General features: G+C 34.2%; 27 protein-coding genes. 1 reads left to right on the forward strand and 26 read right to left on the reverse strand.

Annotation, left to right across the window (positions count from 1 at the left end):
• Positions 1-5: 5 nt before the first annotated feature.
• The 21 genes from AN964_RS27340 to AN964_RS18345 all read right to left on the reverse strand — a co-directional run bounded on the left by AN964_RS27340 (position 6) and on the right by AN964_RS18345 (position 20242).
• Positions 6-347 (reverse strand): DnaB-like helicase C-terminal domain-containing protein, encoded by a 342-nt coding sequence (locus AN964_RS27340; RefSeq protein WP_055741061.1) that lies wholly within the window; start codon positions 345-347, stop codon positions 6-8.
• A 26-nt stretch (positions 348-373) separates the two neighbouring features.
• The gene (locus AN964_RS27345; protein WP_083489404.1) at positions 374-679 is read right to left on the reverse strand and encodes a DnaB-like helicase C-terminal domain-containing protein; all 306 of its coding nucleotides are present in this window, start codon (positions 677-679) and stop codon (positions 374-376) included.
• Positions 680-781: 102 nt separating this feature from the next.
• A complete protein-coding gene (locus tag AN964_RS26490) occupies positions 782-928 on the reverse strand; it encodes a hypothetical protein (protein ID WP_161809280.1) in 147 nt (48 codons plus the stop codon).
• Positions 925-1104, reverse strand: a complete 180-nt coding sequence (locus AN964_RS27420; RefSeq protein WP_367591797.1) for a DnaD domain-containing protein — start codon at positions 1102-1104, stop codon at positions 925-927. Before AN964_RS27420 ends, AN964_RS26490 begins: the two co-directional genes overlap by 4 nt.
• Before the next feature lie 43 nt (positions 1105-1147).
• Positions 1148-1966 carry a DNA replication protein DnaD gene (locus AN964_RS18275; protein WP_235950501.1) on the reverse strand — a complete coding sequence of 273 codons (819 nt, stop codon included), beginning with the start codon at positions 1964-1966 and terminating at the stop codon, positions 1148-1150.
• A gap of 484 nt (positions 1967-2450) precedes the next feature.
• The gene (locus AN964_RS18280; protein WP_235950502.1) at positions 2451-4928 is read right to left on the reverse strand and encodes a coiled-coil domain-containing protein; all 2478 of its coding nucleotides are present in this window, start codon (positions 4926-4928) and stop codon (positions 2451-2453) included.
• 36 nt (positions 4929-4964) lie between these two features.
• Entirely contained in the window at positions 4965-5672 is a 708-nt protein-coding gene (locus AN964_RS27160) for an ATP-binding protein (RefSeq protein ID WP_235950503.1), read from the reverse strand.
• Complete coding sequence (locus AN964_RS18285) at positions 5653-6363, reverse strand: hypothetical protein (RefSeq protein WP_083489405.1); 711 nt, start codon at positions 6361-6363, stop codon at positions 5653-5655. The genes AN964_RS27160 and AN964_RS18285 overlap by 20 nt, the downstream gene beginning before the upstream one ends.
• The gene (locus AN964_RS18290) at positions 6320-7729 is read right to left on the reverse strand and encodes a hypothetical protein (RefSeq protein WP_055741063.1); all 1410 of its coding nucleotides are present in this window, start codon (positions 7727-7729) and stop codon (positions 6320-6322) included. Before AN964_RS18290 ends, AN964_RS18285 begins: the two co-directional genes overlap by 44 nt.
• Positions 7705-8982, reverse strand: a complete 1278-nt coding sequence (locus tag AN964_RS18295; RefSeq protein ID WP_055741064.1) for a DUF2399 domain-containing protein — start codon at positions 8980-8982, stop codon at positions 7705-7707. Before AN964_RS18295 ends, AN964_RS18290 begins: the two co-directional genes overlap by 25 nt.
• Positions 8983-9165: 183 nt before the next feature.
• Positions 9166-9480, reverse strand: a complete 315-nt coding sequence (locus AN964_RS18300) for a type II toxin-antitoxin system PemK/MazF family toxin (protein ID WP_055741065.1) — start codon at positions 9478-9480, stop codon at positions 9166-9168.
• Positions 9473-9634: a hypothetical protein gene (locus AN964_RS26775; RefSeq protein ID WP_163258581.1), complete on the reverse strand. Its 162-nt coding sequence runs from the start codon at positions 9632-9634 to the stop codon at positions 9473-9475. Before AN964_RS26775 ends, AN964_RS18300 begins: the two co-directional genes overlap by 8 nt.
• Before the next feature lie 263 nt (positions 9635-9897).
• Positions 9898-11832 carry a DUF2075 domain-containing protein gene (locus AN964_RS18305; protein WP_055741066.1) on the reverse strand — a complete coding sequence of 645 codons (1935 nt, stop codon included), beginning with the start codon at positions 11830-11832 and terminating at the stop codon, positions 9898-9900.
• 79 nt (positions 11833-11911) lie between these two features.
• A complete protein-coding gene (locus AN964_RS18310; RefSeq protein ID WP_055741067.1) occupies positions 11912-12184 on the reverse strand; it encodes a hypothetical protein in 273 nt (90 codons plus the stop codon).
• Between the two features lie 617 nt (positions 12185-12801).
• A complete protein-coding gene (locus tag AN964_RS18315) occupies positions 12802-13206 on the reverse strand; it encodes a GNAT family N-acetyltransferase (protein WP_055741068.1) in 405 nt (134 codons plus the stop codon).
• 214 nt (positions 13207-13420) lie between these two features.
• Positions 13421-15397, reverse strand: coding sequence for a S9 family peptidase (locus AN964_RS18320; protein WP_055741069.1), 1977 nt, complete (start codon positions 15395-15397; stop codon positions 13421-13423).
• 850 nt (positions 15398-16247) lie between these two features.
• The gene (locus AN964_RS18325) at positions 16248-17981 is read right to left on the reverse strand and encodes a DUF2326 domain-containing protein (protein WP_055741070.1); all 1734 of its coding nucleotides are present in this window, start codon (positions 17979-17981) and stop codon (positions 16248-16250) included.
• Positions 17972-18199 carry an ABC-three component system middle component 6 gene (locus tag AN964_RS18330; protein WP_055741071.1) on the reverse strand — a complete coding sequence of 76 codons (228 nt, stop codon included), beginning with the start codon at positions 18197-18199 and terminating at the stop codon, positions 17972-17974. The genes AN964_RS18325 and AN964_RS18330 overlap by 10 nt, the downstream gene beginning before the upstream one ends.
• Positions 18186-19163 (reverse strand): ABC-three component system protein, encoded by a 978-nt coding sequence (locus tag AN964_RS18335; RefSeq protein ID WP_055741072.1) that lies wholly within the window; start codon positions 19161-19163, stop codon positions 18186-18188. Before AN964_RS18335 ends, AN964_RS18330 begins: the two co-directional genes overlap by 14 nt.
• A 433-nt stretch (positions 19164-19596) precedes the next feature.
• The gene (locus AN964_RS18340) at positions 19597-19902 is read right to left on the reverse strand and encodes a hypothetical protein (RefSeq protein ID WP_055741073.1); all 306 of its coding nucleotides are present in this window, start codon (positions 19900-19902) and stop codon (positions 19597-19599) included.
• Position 19903: 1 nt separating this feature from the next.
• The gene (locus AN964_RS18345; RefSeq protein WP_055741074.1) at positions 19904-20242 is read right to left on the reverse strand and encodes a hypothetical protein; all 339 of its coding nucleotides are present in this window, start codon (positions 20240-20242) and stop codon (positions 19904-19906) included.
• Positions 20243-21362: 1120 nt separating this feature from the next.
• Between AN964_RS18345 and AN964_RS18355 the strand changes: the two genes are divergently transcribed.
• Positions 21363-21974 (forward strand): hypothetical protein, encoded by a 612-nt coding sequence (locus AN964_RS18355; protein ID WP_055741076.1) that lies wholly within the window; start codon positions 21363-21365, stop codon positions 21972-21974.
• A gap of 418 nt (positions 21975-22392) precedes the next feature.
• Here the strand turns inward: AN964_RS18355 and istB are convergent, their stop codons facing one another.
• From istB to AN964_RS27555, 5 genes are all read right to left on the reverse strand, one after another.
• The gene (gene istB, locus AN964_RS18365; protein ID WP_055741248.1) at positions 22393-23145 is read right to left on the reverse strand and encodes an IS21-like element helper ATPase IstB; all 753 of its coding nucleotides are present in this window, start codon (positions 23143-23145) and stop codon (positions 22393-22395) included.
• Between the two features lie 5 nt (positions 23146-23150).
• On the reverse strand, positions 23151-24437 hold the full coding sequence (gene istA / locus AN964_RS18370; RefSeq protein ID WP_055738371.1) for an IS21 family transposase: 1287 nt from the start codon (positions 24435-24437) through the stop codon (positions 23151-23153).
• A gap of 373 nt (positions 24438-24810) precedes the next feature.
• On the reverse strand, positions 24811-25059 hold the full coding sequence (locus AN964_RS18375) for a hypothetical protein (RefSeq protein ID WP_055741078.1): 249 nt from the start codon (positions 25057-25059) through the stop codon (positions 24811-24813).
• Between the two features lie 449 nt (positions 25060-25508).
• On the reverse strand, positions 25509-25682 hold the full coding sequence (locus AN964_RS27550) for a tyrosine-type recombinase/integrase (RefSeq protein ID WP_152982402.1): 174 nt from the start codon (positions 25680-25682) through the stop codon (positions 25509-25511).
• 95 nt (positions 25683-25777) lie between these two features.
• Entirely contained in the window at positions 25778-26101 is a 324-nt protein-coding gene (locus tag AN964_RS27555; protein WP_083489406.1) for a phage integrase N-terminal SAM-like domain-containing protein, read from the reverse strand.
• Positions 26102-26292: the final 191 nt, after the last annotated feature.

Here is a 26292-nt window from a genome sequence, read left to right on the forward strand (position 1 = left end):
AGACCTCAGTTTTTAGATTTCATCAACCATGGCCCCCCCTTATAAAGAGCTGCATATGGGTTAACTGGCAGCCGAATTCTGTCCGTTTTGGTCCTCAATAGCTCCTGTAAACTGATTGTTCCAACTGAACCATTCCGATTTTCCGAGACAATCATTTCAAGGAAATGATCCTCGGAATCCTTGTCATAATAGGCTTCACGATATAAGAACAAAATGACATCGGCATCCTGTTCCACACTGCCCGATTCCCGAATATCAGACATCATCGGCCGTTTATTCGCTCTCGTTTCCACTGATCGATTGAGCTGTGCCAAACAACTGACGGAGCAATCAAAATCCTTTGCCATCGTTTTGAGAGATTTTGATACTTCCGTTACCTGTAAATGGGGATTCCCCCATAACATTCATTTGATTGGATCAAGGTTAAGTAATCGATAAAAACAACTGGTTTCTTGGATGGGAATTCATGCATGAGCTTTCTTGTTTTCACTCTTATTTCAGCTACTGTTTGCCCAGCCCCATCAAAGATTTGCATATCAGTTTCATCGAGATCTCCAATGACATCTGACCATCTCTTCTTTTGACTTTGAGTTAGCATTCGTTTCGGATCCCGCATTTTTGAGCGTTTAAACCCTCCTGTTGAAGCCATTAATCGTGAGGTGATAAGCTTCTTTGGCATTACGTGGCAGAAACCTTGCCGAACCCGATATTTGTAAGATAAGAAATTCTGCCAAATGATTCCAGGTCAGGTCAGGTGGTGAAGGTAAGCAAACCAATCCCCTTACCAGCACGCTTTAACTCCACCATTTTTCGCATTAATTCCATAAGGCGTGCACTTTCTAGCTGGTCGGGTTGAATGATAGGTATCATGAAGTAAATAATCCGCCTTCATGAAGCTTCCTAAGAACGTTTTTTCCACCACACTCATTCCGTTTCACCTGCCGTTGGATCAAATACAAATTCGCTTGGTATCGCTCTTCCGGCAGGAAATGAAACGTTTGATGGTTTAGAGTACTTTTGGATTTCATCATACGAATCCACTTCTTCAACCGTAAGTAGAGATTCATTTTCCCAGTTTTTCAGGATTCCCGTAATATAACTCAGCTTCGCTTGTTATTGGCGCACGCAATATTCATGGCTTTTAGTATCATTTCCTTTGGCTGTAAAAACAAGAATTGTCTAACCATGACAACAACTGTTGTTTCGCATTTATGTTTGTAAAACCAAATCCATTCGCATCCCAAAACTCGATAATTTCTTTCACATCATCTGTTTTTGGATGACTCTGTGACGGACTCACGATGCCTGGATTATTCTCTTTACTTGGATAGAGATCTTGTTGTTGTTGTTTTTCTTTTTGTTTTTCTTTTTGTTTTTCTTTTTGCCCACGTGTCGTAAAACGAGACGAAAACGTATCATCCAATTCCATAAAGAGATCTTTTTCAGCCTCTTCTTTTTGAACACCTGTCGTATAACGAGGTGGCAACGCATCGTCCAATTCTTCACTGGGATCTTTTTCTTCTGTATTCATGAGCATCCCTTTTTCACGATAAAATGCTTCATATAACCTTCTAATCTCTTCCTTATGTATAGATTCTGCAACATATTGGATAAGTGAGTGATCCTCAACCTCTTTCAATTCGGAAATAATACAATCCATGACCGGCTTTCCACCTTTTTGGAGATTCTCTTTCCCCCAGTTCTTAATCGCCAGTTCCCTTGTTTTAGGATTGTAACGAATCAACTCAAAGTGTTCCTTGAAACGCTCCATTAATGAATGAACACTTTCAATGGAATATCCCAAATTAAAAGCCATTTTTTTTTTCGTAATTCGATAGATTCCAATTTGAGTCGTATGCGGATTCGTAAGTAGATAAAGGTAGAAATACTTATCTTCCGGGGTCATCTCCTCTAAAACAATCGGACTCTTCCAAAAATCAGTACGCACCATTCTGTATTTTGCCATTTTTCTCCACTCCCCAATCTTCAAATATAATAGTCTTCTTATTTGATATAGGGTTTTAGGGAGAAAAAGGACACTATGTTGTTTATGGGATTATGAACATTTTGTGACAAATTCATTCTGTGGTACTTAACACAGATAATCGCATTTCGTAATGGCAAGAATTATATTTCACAAAACAAAGAGCTTAAGGTCTGCCCTAAGCTCTACTTTATTTCAAATATTCACTTCAACTAATATTCAAAAGTTTTTTTACTACATCTATGACAGTATCAAGAAAAACCAGAATAACCCCGCCAATCATAAATACATAGGTTCTAACAGTATACTTAATAAGAATTGCTTCACATTCTCCAGTATTGAACTAAAACTCCACGATTGAGTCCATCCATATATTATAAAATTAGTTCCAAGTTCAAAGGCAAGAACGCATAACAAATTTAATTTTTTTCATTATAAAAAACGGGGTATTTCGTCCCTTTTGATACTATGAATCTGTTTCTTTGTCCCTACACACCCGCTTCACTTTAAACACTGTACTTTTAGGTATATTTGGATTATGGTGCACGACATATGCTTTCGAGAAACGATACAAGTACTCTTCTTCATGAGATTTTGGAGTAAGAATAATCATTTTTCGTTGCAATTCTTGTTCATATAATCCAAACACTTTTTCTTTTCGCCCTTCATCAAGGGCACTATCAAATTCATCTAGTACAATGTATCCTGGTGATGCCTCGATTGTTTGCAATAATGCCAGTGCAAACAATAAAGAACTGAGTGATTCCTCACCGCCTGATACACCTTTTCCAACTTTACCGCCACGTGCTTTCACACTAACATCTTCTAATTTTCCTCGGTGACCTTCTTTTCTTGCTTTAATAAATAGTGTATACCGAATTTGGCCTCGCCGATCGGTGTTCATATCCCATTCAATTTTCCCTTCAAAGCCGAATAAAGACATATAGTTAACAAATTTCTGGTTCACACCAATGATCTTCATATTGATGGTATCTTCCAAATCTTCTTTAAACCGTTCCATTCGTTCTGAGTATTCTTCAAGTAAGATTTTTGATTTTTTCACTTCATTCTCTGACCGATCATATTCTTCCTTCATTTTTGCATAGTTTTCAGGTGCCGCTTCATCTATACCAGTTTGGTTTATCGCAAATTCAAAGGTAGTTTTTCCATTATTGCATAAGTCCTCCGCTTGACGCTTTGTCAACTCGGAAAAACGCCTCATCTCATCGTTAAAGTTAGTAACTAAGTCTTTCGCGGTTTCTTGAAGCTTTAGTACTTCTTTTCTTGTACGAGAATATCCCTCTTCATTTGATAATCGCTCTTCTGACTTGGCTTTTATTTGCCGCTCCATTTGTTCTATTTCTCGATCCTGACCAAAAAGATTATTTTCTACATCTTCTAGTTTCCTTGATAGTTGTTTTTCGGAACGTCTTTTTGCATCTAACGCATTGGAAAGCTCATCTAATTGCTTGTTTTTTTCCTTTTTATTTTGATTAAGCCCTATTAGGACGCTCTTTAATCTTTGAACTTCCGTTATTTTTGCTTGTTCTTTACGAAATTGTTGGTAGATTTCTAGATACTCTTGATAAGTTGATAAGGATTGTTCCCACCTAACTAATGACGTTCTTTGTTCGTTTAACTCATCTTGAATCAATTGAATTTCAATTTTAATTGATTCTATCTCTTTCGTTACTTTATCAAGCTGACTTTGCCGCCATTCTCTTTCATTTTCTTTCGTAAAAAACGCTTCAGCCTCTTTAAGGGACTCTTTCCTGCTAAATAGGATAGAGTTTCGATTGTTACGTTCATGAATATCCTTTTCAACTTGAACCTTTTCATCCTTTATCTGTGTTAGCTCTTCTTTCAGTTTCAACTGATGGGATTGCAATACTTTTTCGCTTAGAATAATTCTCTTTTCCTCTTGTGGTCCTCGAATTCCTTTTTCATCCACCAGTTGACCGTTAGCAATTAAAGGCTTTTCATCTTTAAAAAAGGACTCTACCCACCAAAGTGCTTTTATTGCGTATGGATAAAGGCGTTCATCCAGATGATCTTTAACCTTTAGATGCTTGTCTGGTAAATGCATGATTGTTTTGTCTGGAATTAGGTTAGGTAATGAAACGTGATAAAGGTCATTAGGTGCTTGAAAAACTTTCTTATTAACGAATAATGTATATTTGATTGTATCGAATAAATATTCATCGTGCTGCCCCGCTGTCTCATCTAATTCCAAAAGCTCACGTAAAGGGTAAACTTCAATTTGATTCTTTTTAAAAAATTGGATAGACTGCTCCTGACGCGGATTATACACTTTATTATTTTTTAGAAGTGTCAGTACTTTTTCAATCTTTCTTTCCTTTTCATTCAAATCACGTAATCTATCTTTGTTATACTCGATTTCAAGATTATTTTTATCCATTTCAGCTTGAATGGTATTACTGCTTTGATACGTGTCGATTAAATCTTTATACTTTCTTTCTTGAACTTTATCCTGATCTATTTCTAGAGACAATTTCGCCTGTTCGGGAATTAGATCGTTTAACCGATTTGATAGACTATTAGCCTTTGTAACCATTGCCTTTATAGAAGCATCTATCTCATTATATTTCTTTTCCGCTTCCTTTAGCCTTACCTTTACTTCATCTTCTGACATTCCAATACGGTCAACCTGCTTTGTGATCTCGGCAATTTGTTCAGAAATTGCATCTATCTTCTCGTTCGTCTCTTTTAGCTGTATATTTATTGCTTGTAATTCTAGCTCCAATTCCTCTTCCCGGTTTTCAAGTTCCCTGACCAGCACCCTGAACTGTTCAAGTTCTTCCTTTTTCTCCACGAAATGAATTTTCGTCTTTCTTTTGGCATCCATCTTTTCCTTTTTATTTGCTAACAATTCTTCTATTTGTACTTTTAAGGAATCGATTTGTTTTAGGTAATATGTTTCCAACCATTTTAATCCTCGGTAATATTGAGTAAAGCCCTCTTAACGCCGGCGATTGCGATCATGGTACCGATCAAGTTCCATTTTCTTTTGCTTTAAATGCATTTTATTAAGGCCTTGTTTACTTTCTGCTTCTTGCAAGCTTTGCTCCGTTTCCTTTACAAGTTCTTTACTTTCTTCCCAGTTTTTCTGGATTTTATCGATGCCGTTCATCTCACTAAAAATCCGAAAACGTTCTTCTGGATGCATGATAGCAAACTGGTTGACTTCTTTTTGGTACCAAATCAAATAAAATGCATCTGGGTCGACCGCATACTTATACAGCACCTGATTTTTATACTCCGAAAAATTCAAATTGCCGCCACTAGTAAATTTCGTGGTACGCTCCCATTTGTCGATTTCATCCCCCTCTTCAATATAAAACTCTCGTTTAATGGGGTCACCAGGTTTTTGTTCTATTTCCAGGCGGAATTGTACATATTGAGGTGCATCCACCTTCATTTTCCCTGCATTTTTGAATAAAAGATCAATTTTTGCCCGCCAAGTCTGGTCGGATGGTAGATTATTAGATTTTAGTCCTTCCACGTCCACTTTACTTGAGTAAAGAACCCCACCCATACAAAAGGTTACGGTCGATTTACCCGCTCCGTTAGGGCCGGAGATAAGAATATGATCATGCTCCTCCGATAAATCTAATACGGTTGGAACATAATCTCGAATCCCAGAAAATCTAAGCCTCCAAGGAATCATCCGTCACCCCTCCATTCATGTTGTAGCGTTTAAAGAATCGTAGAACATCCTCCATATGAAGCTGATTCGATTGACTGAACTCGGCATACCTCCGTAAAAACGAATCAGAAAAAAGATGGGTGCCAATCGCGGTTAACTGATACGCCTCTTCATCTGAGTTGGTGTCATAGACTTCAATGGCACCTATTTTTTTCAAGGGGTCAAGATTCACTTGAATTTTCCTTGTTACCTGTAGGGATTCATGACCAAAACTATTGATCAATTGTGAGAACAATGTATACTCATTCTGCAGCACTTCTTGATGATAAAAAATAAACATAAGAATGGCCAAGCTTTCCTTATTTAACACATTTCTGGCCTGTTTTGCGGGAACACGCATCAGTGCCACTACTTGATTCCTCCGTTCATCATAAATCACTTTAAAATAACGGCTAACAGCTTGATTCACTCGCTTTAAAAAAGAGAAAAATGCCTCCTCATTATTTACACCTAGTAATTTCTCCACTTCTTTGCGGGAAAGCCCAAAGTTTCCCATTCGAATCGTAGCAGAAGAGGAAAATAAAATTTGCATAAAAGTAAGCTCTTCTTCCTTCGTTAAAAATCCTTGAATCGACTGTAATGCACTCAAGGGATTATCGTTCATGTATTCATTTTCTTCGTTTTCTAATTGCATAGCTTCCTTGTTTATCATCTGCCCACCTCCAATCTCTTTCTTCCATATGACCTTTTATTTTTCGGTTTGCTTTTTCATCAATATCTGCCTTTTTATTCGCAACTAGCGCAGACACTCCTATTAACCCGTTTAATACATCACTCCACTTGTCAGACCCAGCTTGAATAACTAACTCATCTAATCCCGCTTCTTCTACCTCATCAAGGTATTTTTCAATGTGCTCCGTATGAATCATTTGTTTCGTCATTTGCCATTTTGAATCACCCATTATTTCTTCTAATTGATCCTCCATGATTTCATCTATTTCTTGAAAATCCTCCTCCACCTCTTCCTCAATTGCATCTGTAACAGGTTCATAATTCTCGATATAGTCTATTCCCTCATCAATGGCGTTCGGAGATAAGGGGCTAGCGAATTTAACTGGTGCCCAAAGGCCATCCAACTCTTCGCCCTCATACTGACCTTGTTCCATAAAACTAAGGATTTGATGGGCATTTGGAATTTCTGAACCAATTGGCGGATCAAACGATTGCACGATAAAGTTTCTAAGTAAATCTGGTTGAATCGTTTCAATAAAATCTGTCTCTTGTAGATGTGCGAACTTCAGAATTTTGTTAATGGTGCCAAGGCTAATCTTTGTTCCTTCACTAATTGCAGTCATACCTCTTTGTTTAATAGAAGCAAACACTAATTCCTGATCAAATGTTTCAAATTTGGCCAGACGTTCGACCATTTTCGTTTCCAATTCTTTCATCAATTGATGAATTACTTCTACTTGGGACAATGCATTTCGATCAGCTAAATATTCTAACTCCCTTTCAGTAAGCAGCAAAATGGCTTCTTCTACATTTTTAATCATACTTGCTAATTTATTTCCACCTGAAATACCCTTGTCATCATAGGCTTCACTAATTTCTGCATCTCTCTTTGCTTGGAACAAGGATCTAGCAACATCGTCATTCATATAATAAGCAAGCGAATCATTGGCCAATCGAATTAAAACATCCATCATTCTTTTTCCTAGATCTCGCATCTTTATTCGCTTTGCAGTCTTCGTTATCCAATTAAACTTCCCTAATACATAGGTTAAATGTTTCACATATTCAATAGTCATCTCTTCGTCATAGCCATACGTGTGGCGATACCGATAAAAGAGTGTGTCCTCATTTTCAATCGGATCCGTCATACCAAGCGCTTCTTGATTAATGAGATTAAGTATTCGTATGAAGCGTAATACATTCCTTGGAGCATGAAATGATTCTTTATCACTTAAATCATTTAAAACACCTGCTAATGCAGCCATGTCGCGCATCGTTTGGAGAAGCTCTGGTTTGTCCACATCCATGTTAAAAATAGAGATTAAGGACTTATCCATTTTTTCCACTGTTCTACTCCCCCAATCTCTTGCTCCTGTTCTTCCTTTTGAACCTGTATTGCTTTTTCATACCGTGATTTAAACTCTTCAACATTTACAACTACTTCTAATGGAGGAACAATCCATTTAATTATTACCTGACATTTTTCTACGGTTTCTCCTACATTTTTCGCAATAGTGAGTCCTGCTTCATCAACATCCGTCCAAATAATCACTTGTTTCACATTGGAAACAAGCTGTTCAATCAATCTTCGGTGTGCAGACCTTAACTGGCCATCGATTCCTAATACAAGACTCTTTGAATCTAATAAAAAGTCCTTTTCATATGCCATCCGTGTTAAAATCCCTCGATTTTCAACCAACCACAAAACTTGCGCGTCTGTTTGAAATTCCTCGGTAAAAACCGCTATATCTGTTGTTGCATGAATTGGTCCATAGTCGTATGAGACGCTTTCCCCATGCATTGGTCCAGTAAAATAAATCGGGGTAATCGTACCTAAACTGCTTAGCCCGAGTAAATGCAGTGGATACTCAAGCAGTTCTTCAGCACCCTCAATGAATTCCTTTTTATAGGAATCGAATTCCTTTGAGCCCCCAATTTTCCGATAATACCTTGCTCCAATCTGCTTCCAATCAAAATGATGTTCGACCATTGAAATTTGATAAAAGGCAACTAAAAAGTGTAAAAATAACAGTTGTTTTTGAAACCTCCAAGTAGAATTACTGTGGTTTATTCTATCTGCTGTTACCATTTCATCTAAAATATCTTTTAATCTATTGAGTATTTCTTTACGTCTAAGGTTAAATGAAGAAGGGGATTTCTTTATTTTATTCCATTGATTTTTCCATTCGAGGATGGATTCCATTTTCTCTGTTTCTTGGTCATGCTCGATTTGCTTTTTATACTGGAATAAAGATAACCCCATTCGATAATGTTCACTTTTAACAGTTCGTTCGTCTTTTGCCAAGCGATACTCTCTAATGATCCACCCGTTTCGAATCCACTCATACGTTTCATTTGTAAGTTCGAATGGTTTCTTTGTCTTTGGGCTTGTAAAATTTTTAACCAAATTATCTGGTGGAACATTTTGGTTATGAACCCCCACCGTCAACATCGCAACCGTCCTTCTAGTTCGGGCAGTCTTTTTTACAACAGGAATATCCATAATTCCATTATTCTCTCTAATATCTAGTAAGTTAAGTTCCTCATTTTTCAATAAAATATATTCATACAAATAATCTTTCCATGCATTATTTATCAAACTTTAGTCCCCCTCTAACGTACTTTTATTTTATCATAGAGCAAGGATTGACTTTCTTTCAAAAGAAATAACAATTTATGTAAATTGGACATATTCATTTTGGGAATGTAACTTTCAAACAACGTAAAAAACGGGAGAGCAATTCCTCACTTTCCCGCATCAATTATTTTGTAAATACATTAATTAAAAATAGCTTCGTATTGTGGTTAACACTCTATCTAAATCATGTTCATGTAACTTTCCGATTTTAAATAATAACTCTTTAAAATGTACCGTGTTTAATTTTGAACATCTGACAACAGAAGGTTTATCTAATCCTGCTTCTTTCCAATATTCTATGATAACATCAAATTCATTTCTTGCATGTTGACTTGTAACTGTCGCAATCAAATGATCTAATTCTACAATTACATTTTCATTACTCACAATTACGACTGGTCTTCTTTTTCCATTTAACTCTACAGTCCAAACCTCTCCGCGTTTGCCTGTCTTACTCATCTTCTTTACCCCAAAACATTTCTTCTTTCTCTTTTATTATTTGCTCTTTAGGAGGTCTGCTATCAAAGTAATTATCAAATAACATATTGAGTAATTTTATCCGTTCCCCATTATCCATTTCTTTAATTGCTTTCATGATCTCATCAGCAGTCATTTATAACCACCTCATTTTTGAATAAATTGATTTTAATCAATTATACAGTAGTATTAAATATTAATGAAACATTAAGCAAACGTTAAAACAGAGTAAAGTAAAAGTATCGATGAAGCTAGTATCTTTCGGGGATATATTTTAATTGTGGTGCCTTCCCCCTAGTGCGTTATACTTAATTTACTAAGGGGTTGACACCAAATTTTGGGGATTGTTCTCAATTTAGTTGCCAATAGATAATCTATATCAATTTTAAATAAATGTTTTTAATTATAACCTTCTGTATTCTCTGCTACTTTAGATACCAAACTCGGCGATAAATCACCATATGCTAATGTCTTTATAAGACGGTTTTGGAAGTAATTGTTCAGCATTGGGTCAGTACAAAAGATAAAGCAGCCTTTTTGTCCGCGTGTCATAAGAGTTCGATATGTATTCCTAATAATTTGATCTGCAATGGCTTTAGCTCGTTCTGAATCTTCTTTTTCTATTTTCTTAATCCCTTTTAAAGATTGATCCGTTTTTGCACGTTTTGTGAAGTCTGTAATTACTTCGTGATTTTCAAATCTCATGTCTGGTCCAATGATCACCCCTACATAATCAAACTCTAAACCTTGTGAGGTATGAATACATCCCGCTTCACTAACAGAATCCTGATCAATAGCCCAGATACTATCTTGTAGATTCCAGCTTATTTCAAAATCAAATTCTGGAATTACGATATCTTTATGCTCTGTATTATTTCTCTCAGCAGTGGGCCATTCCCAACAGTAACCGGCCAACATTCGAGATTTATTATTTTCCTTATTTAATTTTTCAATTTCATATAACATATCATGCGGGTTATCGTACACACGAAAATCATAGTCTACACCATAATAATCATTGTTTGCTGTTTCCCGAATTTGAAGAACATCATCTAACCAGGAAATGTATGCATCTGATCCGTCACACCGAAATTGTGATACTAGCTTTCCTCTGATAATATCAGCATCAAACTCTTTTGCATATTTCTCAATTAGATCCACACTACCAATATCCTTTAAGGTTACCTTTTGGTTTTCGTCAATAAAAAATATAGTAAATTTTGATGCATGAATTAATTCCTTTACTTGATTTTCTCCCTTGTTCCCATAAAAACCGGACTTTTCATTTAAGCGATGCGCCTCATCAACGATAATGACATCAAACTCATTTAATTTTGAATCGGTAAAACTTCCCGATCCCTTAAATAAATTATCAATTTCCGTTTTTCTGATTGTGCCTTTTAATTTCGATGCATACACCTCTCTAGGCGCTGAATTTTTTGAAACATATAAGGTCATTAAATCTTGATTAAGCAGATTTACTAAAAGATTAACCGCCATTACTGATTTTCCAGTTCCAGGACCACCTTCAATGACCATTACTTGTTTCTTATTATTTTTCACACAATCTATTGCCAGATGAAATGCTTCTTCATAGAACACTTTTTGTTCGTCAATCATGATAAATTCTTCATTCCCTTTTAACATAAGAGTAAGGGAATCCTGCAAAGATTTTGAAGGACGAATTCTACCGTGCTCGATTTGATAAATCAACTTATTTTGGTCACCTATCCGAACATATTTTTTAATAAAATCTCTTAATTTCTGAATCTCCCCTTTTGCAAATACTGGGGCTTTCATCAAATGCTCTTGATAATGTTTATCTGTTAATGGATCATTTTCACTTTTTCTATAATTATGTAAATATGCACACGGCTTTAACTCTATTTGTTGTTTCTGAACATTTTCATTAAAATCATTTATTAATGCGGCATATGACCATGCCTGATAGGAAGGATGCGTAACAGCCCTTTTAGAACCTCCGAGGTAAGTATTAACTAGAGCATCCTTACTTGTTATTTTTTCTACTTCTGTCCATTGTTTTAATTCGATAATCACCACATGATCTTTTTTTCCGTCATTACCAGCTACAATAAAATCTACGCGTTTGGATGTGTTAGGAATTTTGAATTCTATCGCAACTGCTGCATCCTGAGGGATATCCTTATCTTGCATAACGTTTGACATTCTTTGGAGGGAATTCTCCCATGATAAAATTTCCTGCTTAGATGTACGACCTATCTTTTCTTGATAAGAAGTATATAAACGTTCAACTAATAATTCATTTGTAACGTCTGAAATAAATTCAGATTTAGTAGCTTCATATATAATCAATGTTTTCTATCCCCTATTTACGATTCTAGTTATATATCATTAATAATACATAAAAACCCACCGTATATGGTGGGTAATACTATTTATGTCTTACTGTATTCCACAACACCTTTTTAGTTGTTAATGTTCTAGTACATCTATAGTTACTATTATATTGTTTTATAAGAGAAACAATTTTAGCCTTTGATTTCCCCGAAACTTTACTTGTCGGATGATGAAACATATAAACACAATCACTTGTCCTAAAATGTCCACCTAACCTATCTGTTCTACCGGAATGAGCGGATGCACTATTCACACTAAAAGTTAAGAAAAATACCCCAATAATTATCGTTGTAATGACTTTTTTCAAAAATCTCCCTCCCTAAATTCAAATATACATATATTAAGACTATTTTGTAAATAATAGAAAAATGATTTTCTTTATAAAAAAAACAGCTCTACACAAAGCGTTAGGGCTGTTCTCAAACAGTTAACTCCTTAAGATGCATGCTTTTTAGGCGGAGATTTTCCGGTTAATGTATAGATAGGAGGCTTTTGAAGCAGAAATAAGCGGAGATTTTCCGATTAACCTGCTCTAAATAAGAAGAAATCCAAAGAATTGGATAACATAACCGGAAAAACTTCCTTTATTTTTAAGGAAATATGGGTATTTTCCCAAATTTAAGCGGAATTATTCCGTTTATTTTTCAAACACTGTGGAATCAACATTCTGTTATAACAGACATCCATGCAAAAAAATTTGCACATCAATGAATGAAATATCTGTTTTTAGCAATTCAATTATTAGATAGAGAATATCTATTCGGAAGATTTTGCTTTTGAATTAGTTTTATACAAGTTTAATGAGACGCAAAAAGCATGGCGAATTTATATTACCATGCTTTTTTGTTTTCTTATTTAACCTTTTTTACTTTTTATCTTCAAAAGAGAACTCGTTACACTACATGTATTCATTTTAATCTTATTTTAACTTCCTGATTGCCTTTGATAGTTCCTAAAAATCATACTATTGCCCTTCATCATACCGAACTTTTCATAAAAAGGAACCAAGTCATCGTCACAACATAAATCAATCATATATATGTTATCAAGTTCTTTTAGCATCTGCTTGACTAATTCTTTGCCAATACCTTTATTCTTGTATTCTGGTAAAACCTCAAGAAGCGGAATGTAAGCCGAAAGAATTCCATCACTAATAGCGGTTATAAATCCAACTACTTGAGTCGTATTATCATCCATCGCAAGAACCACTTTACTACTTTTTTTTAAGAGGTTTAAATGTGTTTGTGGACTTGGCGGGTTAGGCCAGCCTACAAAGAAACCTTTAAGCATATTAGAGGATATACCCTCGAGTGAGTTTTTAAATATCATACTATATCATCTCCTAATTTGTTTTAGAATTTTAGGCAGATGATTTGTATCAAAAGTAAAGTAACAAAAGAGTGTCCCCCAAGCATTTCTAGAATCCTATACAATTGTTCGACATAAAATCTAAAAATCCTTTTAGTTTTAACTATTTTCGCAACTTTGTTGTTCACCAGATATCTTTTCAACCTTAATTCAAAGTTTACGTAAAGAGCCTTTGTTAATATACCCGTTCTTCATCCAGCGGTTCTCCTAAAATATAATGACAGAACCAATCTAAATTCTGCTTGAGAATTGCTCGATTTAATCCTGGTTTCGTCGATCCGTGCTGCATGCCTTTATATATCACTAACTTTGTATCAACACCCACGTCTTTTAAACCACGGTATAGTTCATAAGCATTGGGAACAGGAACTCGCGGGTCCACTTCTCCATGCTGAATTAAAGTTGGTGTGGAGGCATTATTGATATAAGTCATCGGTGATGTTTCTCGATAAATGGCTTCATCCTTCCATGGATCCGATCCTAAATAGAAACGCGTAAAGTGGGTAACATCGGTATTAACATAGTAAGTCATCCAGTTGGAAATTCCAGCGCCAACAGATATTGCCTTAAATCGATTGCTATATGTCGCGCAGAATGCAGATATGTATCCCCCTTGACTCCATCCTAAAATACCAACTTTCTCAGGGTCTACACCTCTTGTTTCGATGAGGTAGTCAACTCCAGATATAACATCTTCATAGTCTCCAAGCCCAAGCTTTCGAATGTTCGCTTTTCGGAACGTCTCACCATATCCTGCACTGCCTCGGTAATTAGGCTCGAGCACTAAGAAACCTTTTTCCACAAATGATTCAATAGGTTGATATTTGTGTGTAGTCGGTGTGGCAAAGGATGTCCCAGTCGGCCCACCGTGGACAGCAACGATCAGTGGATAGGACTTAGAAGGATCGTAATCGACAGGTAGTGAAAGAACTCCTTCAATTTCTAACCCATCTTTCGTTTTCCAGACAATTACTTCTTTCTTACTTTTCAATTTTCCTTCATATAACTTATATTGATCCGTTATTTTCTGATCATTAACATAAACTTCTGCTGCTTGTTCGGATGTCGCTTTTACGCAAACAAAAACATCCCCCTCCGTTGTGATCGTTGGACTTGTCGCAACCATGTCTTCCTTGTCAACTAGATAAAGTAACTCATCCTCTTCTGAAACAAGACCTGCTAAAATATTTGTCTTAGCTTGCCAGGAAATTAGAATACCAAGATTTGTCCACACAATAGGGAAAATATTCTCATCAATCTTCTTAGCAAGACGAGTCGTTTCTTTGCTTTCCAAATGATAGGTTTCTAGAATCATGTTGTTAAAAAAGGCTTTTTCCTCTAAATAACGTGTATAACAAATTTTAGAACCATCAGGTGAAAATAACACATTCCCAGCAAGTAGTGGTGATACATCTAATGTGGTGATTCCTTTCGTCTCCACATCTAGCATATAAAGGGTCTGCTCAAGATGATCTATTATACGAGGGGTAGGTGTCCCAATAAATACAACTCTTTTCCCATCTGGAGAAACATCAAACCCCTGAATGTGAACATCTAAATCGCTTATTAGGGCTATGGCTTTTTCTTCATTCTTTTCACGTAAATCTTTTGGATATTGGTTCCACTTTCTATTTTGGCTATTTCCAACTTCCAAGTAATACAGCATATTGTACTCAAAATCTTCATCTATATAACTAAATTCACCATACATTTCCTTACGCTTCTTTTGTTTCTCTGATTCCCCGCGCTGTGTAATATAAAAGATTCCTTTTCCATCCGGTGACCATTTAAAACTATCAACATTATTTTCTGAATATGTAACTTGGATACGGTCAACCTGATCACTCGAGTGGAGAAAAATTTGTTTTCTTTTTTTATCACCTTCTCCAACAAAACTTAAATAAGCAAGCTGCTGAGAATTCGGGGACCACCGTGGATGGATACTTTCAATATTGCCAGCGGTTACAGGGTAATGTGTCTCTTTTTGCCTATCATAAACCCAAACATGCTGCGGATAGGAGTTACCATCCCAGTCCGAGGTTTGCTTAACATAGGCTACTTTCTTTCCATCAGGACAAATAGCTGTATCCCTAAATTGAGGTAATGATATAACTTCTTCAATGGTTAAATACCTTTGCTCATTGTTATTCATTTCATTTTCCCCCTAATTTATATTTATCTATTAATCTATTCGACATTAGTTTAAAAAATCATCTTTAACTAAAAAACTTTAATTAGTGGGACAGAGGGACAGGCACTTTGTCCCACTTTCCCTCCAATGTACGAACAACAACTGGCTTGTCCCCTATTTTCTCTAGGACGGATTTATACGCTTCCAATTTCTCATTCTCCAACGTAGGTCATTTTTACACGTATAAAAACTCAGTACGTAAATGTATTTAGTTTTTCACAATTACAATATTTATCACTAATGAATTGTATTGAAAAGTAATACAAAGAAAAAGACCATAAAATACATTTATATTCAATGTATTTCATGGTCTTCAACTATTTTGATACCGGTGGTCGGGGTAGAACCGACACTCCAGAAGGAACACGATTTTGAGTCACGACCTTATGTTTCCGCCACACCGGACAAGTTATATCAACAGTTCATTCAAATTTAACTAAAACCGAAGCATTCAATCTTTCCATCTTTCATGAGCTTTCGATGCACCGTATTTCTTCTATTAGTATACCTTCTGCATCGATACCAAACTCCACTTCCAACATAAACAACCTCATCGTCAATAGAATGTTCATAAACAATGAATTAACCACTTTTCGTAGTTCGTTAGTATTTAGCTTGTATTTCTTTATAAGCTGGATTACCTTCTGAAAAGTAGTTCCGTAAATCTCTGCAATATCTTGAATAGTCATTTTTTCTAATAAATGTTGTATCAGTTGCTGGCAGCATTAAAAATCACCTCGATATCCTTATATCGACATGATCAGAAATGGAAAGTATATATAGAAGAAATTTTTATTTCATACAAGTAAAATTAATTCAAATTGCGGCTTTCAATTCTAAAAAGTTTATCCTTTTGAGATAGCTTTAGAATAATATTCTTTTCATTGTTTAATTCCTCAGGAAGTTTATCCTCTAAAATGGAAAATACCAACTGAATATTTTTATCTTTAATATAGTCAGCTACCTTGATTAATTGATTACTATGCATAAGTTCTTTTTTGTCATTGAGGACAAAGTGTAAAACGGGTATTTCCTCGTCATCAGCAAATAAAACATATGATAAATCAAAGCATAAGATTTCACCTTGCTTTTTTCCTGAACTGCTATTAGCGTTAAACGAATCAAATACATACACACTCTTGCCAGTCTTTTTATCTACATTAACTCTGTAAGAAATTCCATACTGCTCACCATATAATTCATTTGATACTTCAGAGAAGTAGTGCTTATTAAACTGCATCAGCTGTTTTTTTAACTTCTCTTGGAATTTATCAGAGAATAAGCCTTCATCAATTTCAGAAAGTTCTTCCTCTAAAGAAGAAATTTTACTATCGACATCTTTAATTTGGGATAGTGTATTTTCTATTTCTCCCTTACGCTGATATACTTCATTCAGTTCAGTAATAATTATTTCTAGATCTTGAAAAGTGTCACTCTTAGAAATTTTTAGTGATAACTCTTTTTCTTTTGATAATAAATCCTTTAAACTATTCTCTAAACTCGAAATTTCAGATTCGATTTCTGGAATGTCTTGGGTAATAAATCTAATTTTTTCCACTATCATATTATTATGATAGTGGACTAAATCCTCAAAAGTTTTCTGTATTATACCCATGTTTTCTTTTGCTTGGCTATAAATTCTTTTTAATTGCTGCAAATCAATATTAGACTTATTCTGTAATAGCTCCTTTTCGGCTTCACTTATAATTTTCTTTCTAAGAGTCAATTCACTAATCTTAGAACTAATTCTGCTTATATGATACTTAGTTTCATTTAAGCCACTTAAATCTTGATCGTAATTATAATTAATATTTAAAGTTCTTTTCTTTTGCTCTAGATTTGAAATAGTATCTTCTATCATAGCAAGAGATAGTTCTAATTCAGTCTTACTTTGCTTTTTCTCTATTCTCTTTTTAAAGTCTTTTTCAGTTTTTATCTTTTTAAGTATTTTTGATCTATCCGCTATTGAAATTCCAAAAAGATATAAGTACAAAGTTTCATATTCGGCATAGGACGTATATGCTGATAAAACTTTTAGTGTATTATTTATCCGTTCATCGGTATATCTAATACTATGAGATATGATTTGCCTGAAAGAGGGTTTCGTCTCACTTCTTTCACCAATTATTAGGGTGTCGAGTTTATTTTCAAAATCTTTCCCATCATTTTTAGTTAAATTTTCTCCATTAATGCGCATTATTTTTTTATTACGACTTAAAAAATTTCTTTCAATAACTATTTCTGGTGACTTCTCATCATCCAGATCTTGACATAATACTAGTGTAACTAAAACCTGATTTTCAATTAAATATTTTTTAACTATCTCGATTTCTTTTTTATTTTCATTATCTGTATAAATTATTTTAGGATCTGCACCAAGACAAAAATCTATTAATTTTAACACAGTTGTTTTTCCAACATTGTTTCCCGTTTCTTTCTCCGTAACATTCACAGTTTCATCAACAATTAAATTTATTCCCTTATGGAACTGAATATCTCTAACTATTCCATTTATATCTTCAATATTAAGGTACTTTATGAACACAACTTAACTTCACCACTTTCATTAACAACCGCAATATCTGATAAAAATAGCCAATCCAATGAAAGCATATATGTGTTTAGAGACATGTTGCTCTCATTCTTCACATTTCTGTATAAATTAATTATATCTACATTATCTTCTTTTATAAGCTGCTGTAAGATAATGGCTCCATTGTAATATATGCTTAATTCAGGATTAATATCTCTAGGCAATAACATGAATATAGCCCTCCGGATTCTCAAAGATTTTACATCTTATGAATGCATCAACAACTATAATTGAAACACATTGTTCAAGTTCTTCATCGGGTAATACATTATAGTTGTAGCTTTGACGGATGTGAGCGATGGTTTTATTAATTATATTGAAAAACTTTTGATTTTCATTTGTATCATCATTCATGAGTTCTTCAGTATAAAATCGTGTTAGTTTATTAAATACAGAGAGACTTTTATTTATTCCTTGCTTATCAAATTCCATATATATGCTGTTTATCTTTGGATAGTATATTTTATACTGAGTTATTATACCTTTTACTTTTTTTAAACTATTAAATGTTATTTTATTATCAATATTATATTCATGTAAATTTGTTTCTTTTGGAGCTTCTCCTAAGTCTTCTTCTGAAAGTAAATTAATTAATTCCGCTAAATTAGATGATATCCTTGATGGATCAGGCTTCTCCCCTAGTTCATCCCTAACTAATTCGTATATTTCCCTTTGTTTTTCAACTTCACACTCTAAGATACTATTTAGTAGAGTATCCTTATCTAAGATATCCTGTTGAGGATTGAATTTTATTTCGTGTATATTCTCATATTCCTTATCTCTTAAATTACTGGCATCTGAAAAAAACAGGAATTTTAAACAATAACCTTGTTTCTTAAATTCTAGTAAATTTTTCTTAGAAAGAGTACTGTTTATCTTTTGTTTAGTACACGTTGAAGATACCTGGATTAGGATTTTATTACTATTATCCAACAAATCAATTGCTGCAATATTTTGGCTTTCAACATTTGCATTTTGTAAGTTGTAACCATACACTTTATTGCATAAATCTCTATAAAAAAACTCTGCGTGGATGTTAAGATTCAATATATTTAATTTTCCCATACTCTTAATTCTATAACAAAGCAATTCAATTTTTTCTGCAATATACGAAAAATAGAAGTCCCTATTCATAGATACACCCTTTGATTAAAAACACTTTTTTCCTAATTTTACTACAAAAACATTAAATTTTGAAGGACATGTATAAAAAAGAGCTGTTTTTAGTTGACTTGTAGTAAAATGTGCTTGAATGGAGGCATACCAATGAAAAATAGAAGACTAAGAGTTTTTAATTGAGATACCAAAGATTGTACAGATATCTTATATTGAAACTGTTTTAGAAGAATTACTATTGCAACAACAAGAAGCTTTACAAGAATTAAATTATTTTAAAGAAACACAAATAAAAAACTTGCTTTACACGAGGACCGCCTTTTTAAATTTTTCAGTGCTACAAAAAGTTTAAGTGAAGGATTGGAGAAATTGAAGGATTGAAACCAATTAAAAAATTGAATCATAAATAAGAAAACAAGGGCAGTACCAATTAATATAATGACCAGTGCTGCTAAAAGTCAGCTTTCTTTCCAATTTCATATGTTGCCTTTGCTGCTTCAAACAGCTTTTGATTGTTCTTTTTCCTAGCTTGCTTCATGATAATCCTTGCAAAGTCTTTAATAGAAATATTAAGTCCAGTATCTGCTCTGAACATAATGAAAGTAACTGGAGCTAAGAAAACAGTTGGTTTTTTCAACAGTAAACTCATAGCTTGTTCTGGACTGTATTTCCTGGCATTTGATAGATACTCCCGAGATTTATCGAATGTCTCAGATTCTACTGTTCCATTTAGTATATTTATCAAGTCTAAAATCATATTACTTACCTCCAACTGCTTTAGCAATTATGCTTTGAATGTCTTCATCATCTTCAATCGAATCAAAGTCTGTTTCGAACATATTCACATCGTTAAGAACTGAGCTTGTTAGCATTAGTCTTGAAGAAGGGTCTAATTGTAAGTTCTTTAACTGTTGATTCGATGTATTCAAGGTCGTATTTCCCATTGGTACTAATGGACTTGCAATTATTTTCTTGTTTCCTTGATTGTCTTTACCAATAGTCGTAGTCCCATTCCCTTGAAAATCTCTTTCAATCTCACTTAGCAAGTCAATCGTATTTGCAATAGAGACCAAGGAAAATGTGTCAATATCTTTCAAATAAACGTTTAGGGAAAGCTTCTCAAGGTTCGAAAGGTGAATACGATCACAAGTTCGTTTCGTAAATGGAAGTGCTTTGGTGGGGTCAATTCGACTGCTTGAATTGCTCTTTCATTTCTTGCTTCTGTTTTTCATTCTGTTTCTGTCGGTATAGTTTACTATCTTGCTTCAAATAAGCTGGTTTAATGTTCATAAAATAATTCCTTTCTTCTATTTTCACAAGGTTCATTAATATGTACAGTCGTTAAAAGTGGATCTCCCGCGTTTATTTTCTCTTTCGAAGGCTTTATGTTTGGCAGTATAGGCGATACTTACAAGTCCTAACAAAAGTTTCTAACAAATCTATAACTAACTTCATCAACACCGATTGACTTCAATGTTGTTTAAAAAGAAATTCATTGCAAGAAAAACTTGTTTTTCTTGCATAAATAAATTTTTAAAATTAAATATTATTATTTAAATATTATTAGAGTGTATTTTTTACACAATTAAAGTGCACTTATTACACTACTCAAATTGAATAAATAAAAGGTCGCCTATAAAGCAACCATTTTTAAAATTCTTCTGGTGCAAGCTCTTCTTCTTCTTTAGTTAAAGTATTTACTTCGACCGGATAATAAACCACATATTTATTTACTGCATTTTTATTAGCACTTGTCTTTTCTAGTAGGACCTTTATTAGACCCTCTTCTTCTAAAATTTCAATTGCCTTAACAACTGTTTTATTGCTCCCAATACCTAAATCTTATTGAATTGTACTTATTGAAGGAAGGGCAAAATTCATACTCGCATTATATCGATGATTCAAATAACTGTAGACCATATAAGCAGTTGCTTTTCCTTTTAAAAGACAAAATACATTATTGGATATTTGAGCAAAGTTCATTTTCCAACTTGTCGATTCTTCGAAACCTAAATTCAATTTTTTCTTTAATGAAAATTCCCACAATACCTTATTTTCCCACATATGCAATATATCTGCGGTATGAAAAACGTAAATCAATCGAAGAAAGTTTTTATTATAAAATGAGAATTTTATATACTACATAAAAAGCAATTTATTCTATTAGCAAACAATGGTATTCTATTTATTAGGAATATTACGAAAGAGGGTTTACATATGTTTAACCGTAGAACAATCGAGGACTTATCCTATAAAGAAACTGTGGATAAAATTGTTGAACTTAATAAGCATATTCGAAGTTTTTGGTCTAATGCTCATGGTTGGGCACCAATTGATGCAGCAGATTTACTTAGTAAATCCAGATTAGATTGGTTGGTATCTTTAAGTTACTCTTTGTATAAATGGGAAATCAATCCTCAAAATGAAGCTGAGTATGGAGATTTAATTTTAGCATGGGCCAATCTTGGAACATTAGTTGAAGGAAGTATGAAATTTTTTCTTTCTGTTTTCTATGAGGACTACAAGAATGACATTAATGCAATGAAGAGAAGAGGACAACAAGTTGATCCCGATGGAGCAATGTTTGATGGCTTAAGAACCTTCTTTGAAAAAAGTGTTTGGATTGATACTGAGCGCCAAGATAAGAATGACTGGCTTAAAGAAATACAGGCAAAAAGAAACGCGATTCATGCTTACAAGGATAGGGAAATTGACGATTTTAATACCTTCAGAAATCAGGTTAAAAAATATCTATCATTCTTAATGGACTTATTGGGAAGAGTTCCTTATCCAGACTATCAATATGGACCAGACCTTTTTATTAGATAATTGTTGTGAAAAGACTAGGCTATTTTGCTTAACCTAGATATAGAGGACAAAATAGATATTCAGGAATGGACTCAATATGATAGGGAATTAGAGTCCCTAGTTAAACGGCTAAATGAAGAGTTCAAAAACAACCCATTATTTGCAATTTCATCAATAAATTATAAAAGTTATTCTCAAGATATTGCTAATAGTCTTAGCAAACAAGAGTTTGAAACCGTAGTGAATTAAGATTAGAACAAATCAAGCTAAGAAATGAAATTCTTTTTACCTGGGTAGACTATTATCTTAATATTGCAGAGAAACTCAATATCCTTGACCAGAAAATCGGGAATAAAAAGACAGATACTGTAAAGCGCTACCTTAAATATAAATGTCAACACAAATATGTACACTTTCGCTTGTATAAGAATGTACAAAATTACTCATTTTCTTTCGCTAAATGATCTTTTAAGCGATACGATTCTCCCACGATTGTAACGACAGTCGCGTGATGTAAAATTCGATCTAGAATCGCGTTTGCTAACTTCGGCTCTTGAAAGATTTCATCCCATGATTTAAAGTTCACATTCGTTGTCAATATGGTACTTCGTTTTTCATAACGCATGTCTATGAGCTGGAAAAAGAGCTTCGCATCTTCGGCATCAATAGGTAAATAACCTATTTCATCAATTATAAGCAGCTTGTATTTTGTATAATGCTTTAAACGGGCTTCTAATCGATTTTCTAGGCGTGCTCTCTTTAGATTTTGAATGAGGTCATGACACTTTATAAAATAAGTACTAGTTCGTTTCTTTGCTGCCGTAATTCCGATGGAAGTGGCCAAATGGGTTTTCCCGACGCCACTTGGACCTAGAAAAACGATATTCTCATTCTTTTCAATAAAGCGAAGCGTTAAAAAGTCTAAAATCTGTTGCTGATTGACGGACGTTTGAAAACTAAAATCAAAATCCTTTATTTCTTTTAAGTGCGGAAACGCACCCACTTTGACCATCGATTGAATCATATTTTGCTCGCGTACATCGATCTCATAATTCGTTAATTTGATAAGTGTATCAATGAACGACATTTGATTATTCACGCTGAAATCGATGACTTCGTTTAAATGCAATGTCATTTGCTTTAACTTTAAATACTCTAAATTTTGTAGGAGTCGTTGGTAATTCGTTGTCATTGGATTCATTTTTTATACACCTCTCCAATCGCCGCTAAATTTCGTTTGGCCAAATCATTTATATCTGGAAAATAAGGCATAGATACACCAAGTGCTTCTTGATAATGAGCCTCCTGATAATTTAGCTTCTTGTTACTTATAGGGTGTTGGGCGATCAGCTCTGTGTTATAATAAATCCATAATTGATCATCATACACTTGTAAGCCTACTTTCTTTCCTTGGTACTTTGCGGGTACCGAGTATTGATTCGATTTGTAGGAAATCATGTTTGAGGCATTGACTTTGACAAGCGTATGTTTGATGCGATAAGAATCTCTTACTTTCTCAGTTGGTAGCTGGTGTAAGAGGTTCTTTTCTTTTTTAAATTCAAAAATAGGAATCTTCCCCGTACCTTGATGCATTTCATGATTTATCCGATTACTTAAATCTTGCACAAACTGATGTAACTCTTCGAGGGTTAGCTGTCCCTGATAAGCATGGATTTCATCCAGTAGCTTCATTGTTGTTTCTACTTTTCCTTTTGTTCTTGGTCGACCAGCTATACATGGTCTCACTTTAAAGCCAAAGTCTTTCGCAAATTGAGCGAACTTAGGATTTACTTTTCCAGCGAAATACTCTGTTCGTGCTTCATCCATTACGGTTTTCATGTTATCCGTCACAATTTCATCAGGTACTCCCCCAAATGTTTCAAATGCATCCGTTAGAAATGATAGAAGCACACGTTGAGATTTTGAGACACTTAAATGAAAAGCACGGAATCGCGAATAAGAGAGAAGAAAAACTGCCACATTCACCTCTACTTGTTCCCCATCCTTTGTTTCAAATAGGATACTTTCTTTCCAATCCAACTGGGCTTGTTTTCCTGGTGGTGTTTCATATCGAACCACTCCTTTAGGTGAGGCAATCCGTTTATCTTCCTCAAAATAAGCTTTAAATTCTGGTGTACGTGCAATATAAGCACGAAATGCAGAGTCAGAACATTGTAACCCATGATTATCTTTTAAATACTGCCAAAGTACCCGTCGGTAATAGAAAACTTGTTTAGAATCCTCGGAGAGGAGAGCTGCAATGATCTCATAATACTCATCTATTTTGGATGGCTTTTCTCTCTTCCGTTTCGGCACAAATCCCTTTAGGTATTTGTCAATTGTCCTACGATCTACACCTAACTCTTCTGCTAATTTACTCTTATTGATTTTCATTTTTAAATGCTCCATTAGTTGTTTGAATTTTGGTAAGTCTGAAAGACTAGTAATCTCAAAATTGGTTTCAACATTTAGCGCCATATACATACTAATCACCCCAAGATTAGTATGAAATGAGCAATCCATTTTGTACATCTTTATTCAAGCACGATTGTACATATTTAAATTAGCATTTCTACCTTAAAGGATTAAAGCAAAATTTACAAGAGAAAGATTAAAAATTAATTTAACCTTGATGTAGCGTAAAAAGGACCCATTAGGTCCTTTTTGTTTTTCTATTAATAAAATATTGATTTTATAATAATCTTCGTTATTTTTACTCTGACCTTAATAACTATTCATCTGGACTGAAAATAAACGAAATAAAAAAACTCGTCAATATGTATGTGTTTTCAGGAGATTTTTTACAATAAAATATCAATATATAGGTGTATTTTTGGGGTGAAATAGTCTTTTTTGACTAAGCTCGACTTTTTGGAAATCCATAAGTAGGATAGAAGGCTAAATCACTTACAAATCCACCATCTTTTTCTCTAGATTTAAACATCTCAATTTCCCATTCCCCTTGATTTTCTAGTTGTCTCTTCCTTATTAGTTCAAAAAGAACAGCTATTTGAAGTTGAACAGAAGAGATTTGAGCCTCAATATCTTTCTTCTTTTTAATTAGACGAGTATAAATTAGATTTAATTGTTCAATGTTTTGTTCCATGATATGACCTCCAAGTTAGTTTTCATCTTACATAGTATCTATATCTTAAAAAACAAACTATAAACATTTTTAAATTCATACATTGTACATATTTAAACCGTTTTCATATCAGTCCATAATTAAAAGAAAAGGAGTGAATTTATGAGCTGAGCTGTCTTGTCATAATAGAAGTAGCAATGAAAGAGGAATTACCTGAACTTTATGATATTTAATTTGGTTGGAAAGTGTTGTTGCATTATGAAGAAGAAAAGATTGAAGGGGCAAAGCTGCAATAGTAAATGCATCCATTCCAGACATAATTGACCTCGTCGCATATGTATGTCTGAAAACGTGAGGACTAAGCTGTTTCTTGAATTTCAATACTTCTTTATACTTCTCAAACCACCTTGTACGCTTCTTCTCTGTAAAGGTACATTGTCACTGTTAATGAACAAAAACTTATGATGAAGTTATTTTCTAAGCCTCATGTACTTTGTAATAGCATCTTGAGTTTTTGCAGTAGGATATACAGTCCGTTCTTTTAAGTTTTTTGTATTTCTGATAATGATTTTGTTCCCTCTAACATCGTCTGTCTTAATGCCAATGCATTTTGAGAGTCTTATTCCAGTATCAATCATTAGCATAAAATTTCATAGTCTCTGTAACCAACAAAGCTTTTCTGATTCTTAATATGTCTGGCCACTTCAACTATTTCGTCGTCATCTAAAGTTTCCATTATCTATTGACGATCCCGAAGCTGCCTTATATTCCTAGTTGGATTTTTGGAGTAAAGAAGCTTATTTTTCTCTAGATAGTTAAAGAATGATTTTATAGCTCGAAGTCTCGTATTAATACTTACAACTTTGATTTTGTCCTTTAGAAAAAGTATCAGAGACTCAATGTCTTCCTGGTCAAGTTCTACAACTTCTTTGTCTATACCTATTTCAAGTAGACAGTTTTTCGTTGCAGCCAATTCATGTCTGTAGTACTTAATTGTTGCAGGTCTGAGGTTTCTTAAAAGACAGTCACGTTCAAACTTTTTAAATGCTTCCTCGTCAGTAATTTTCGACTAACAATTCTCAATTCTTAATCTGAAAGTTGTCCTTTTCTTGCCATCATATCTCCCCTATGCATAAGATTCGATGCACACGAATTTAGCAAATTCCAGTAGTGGGGAAGAAATCGAGTAGGAGGAGGTGACTAACCCCCGACCTCTCACACCACCGTACGTACGGTTCCGTATACGGCGGTTCC

The sequence above is a fragment of the Heyndrickxia shackletonii genome (assembly GCF_001420715.1).
Taxonomy (GTDB): Bacteria; Bacillota; Bacilli; order Bacillales; family Bacillaceae_C; genus Margalitia; species Margalitia shackletonii.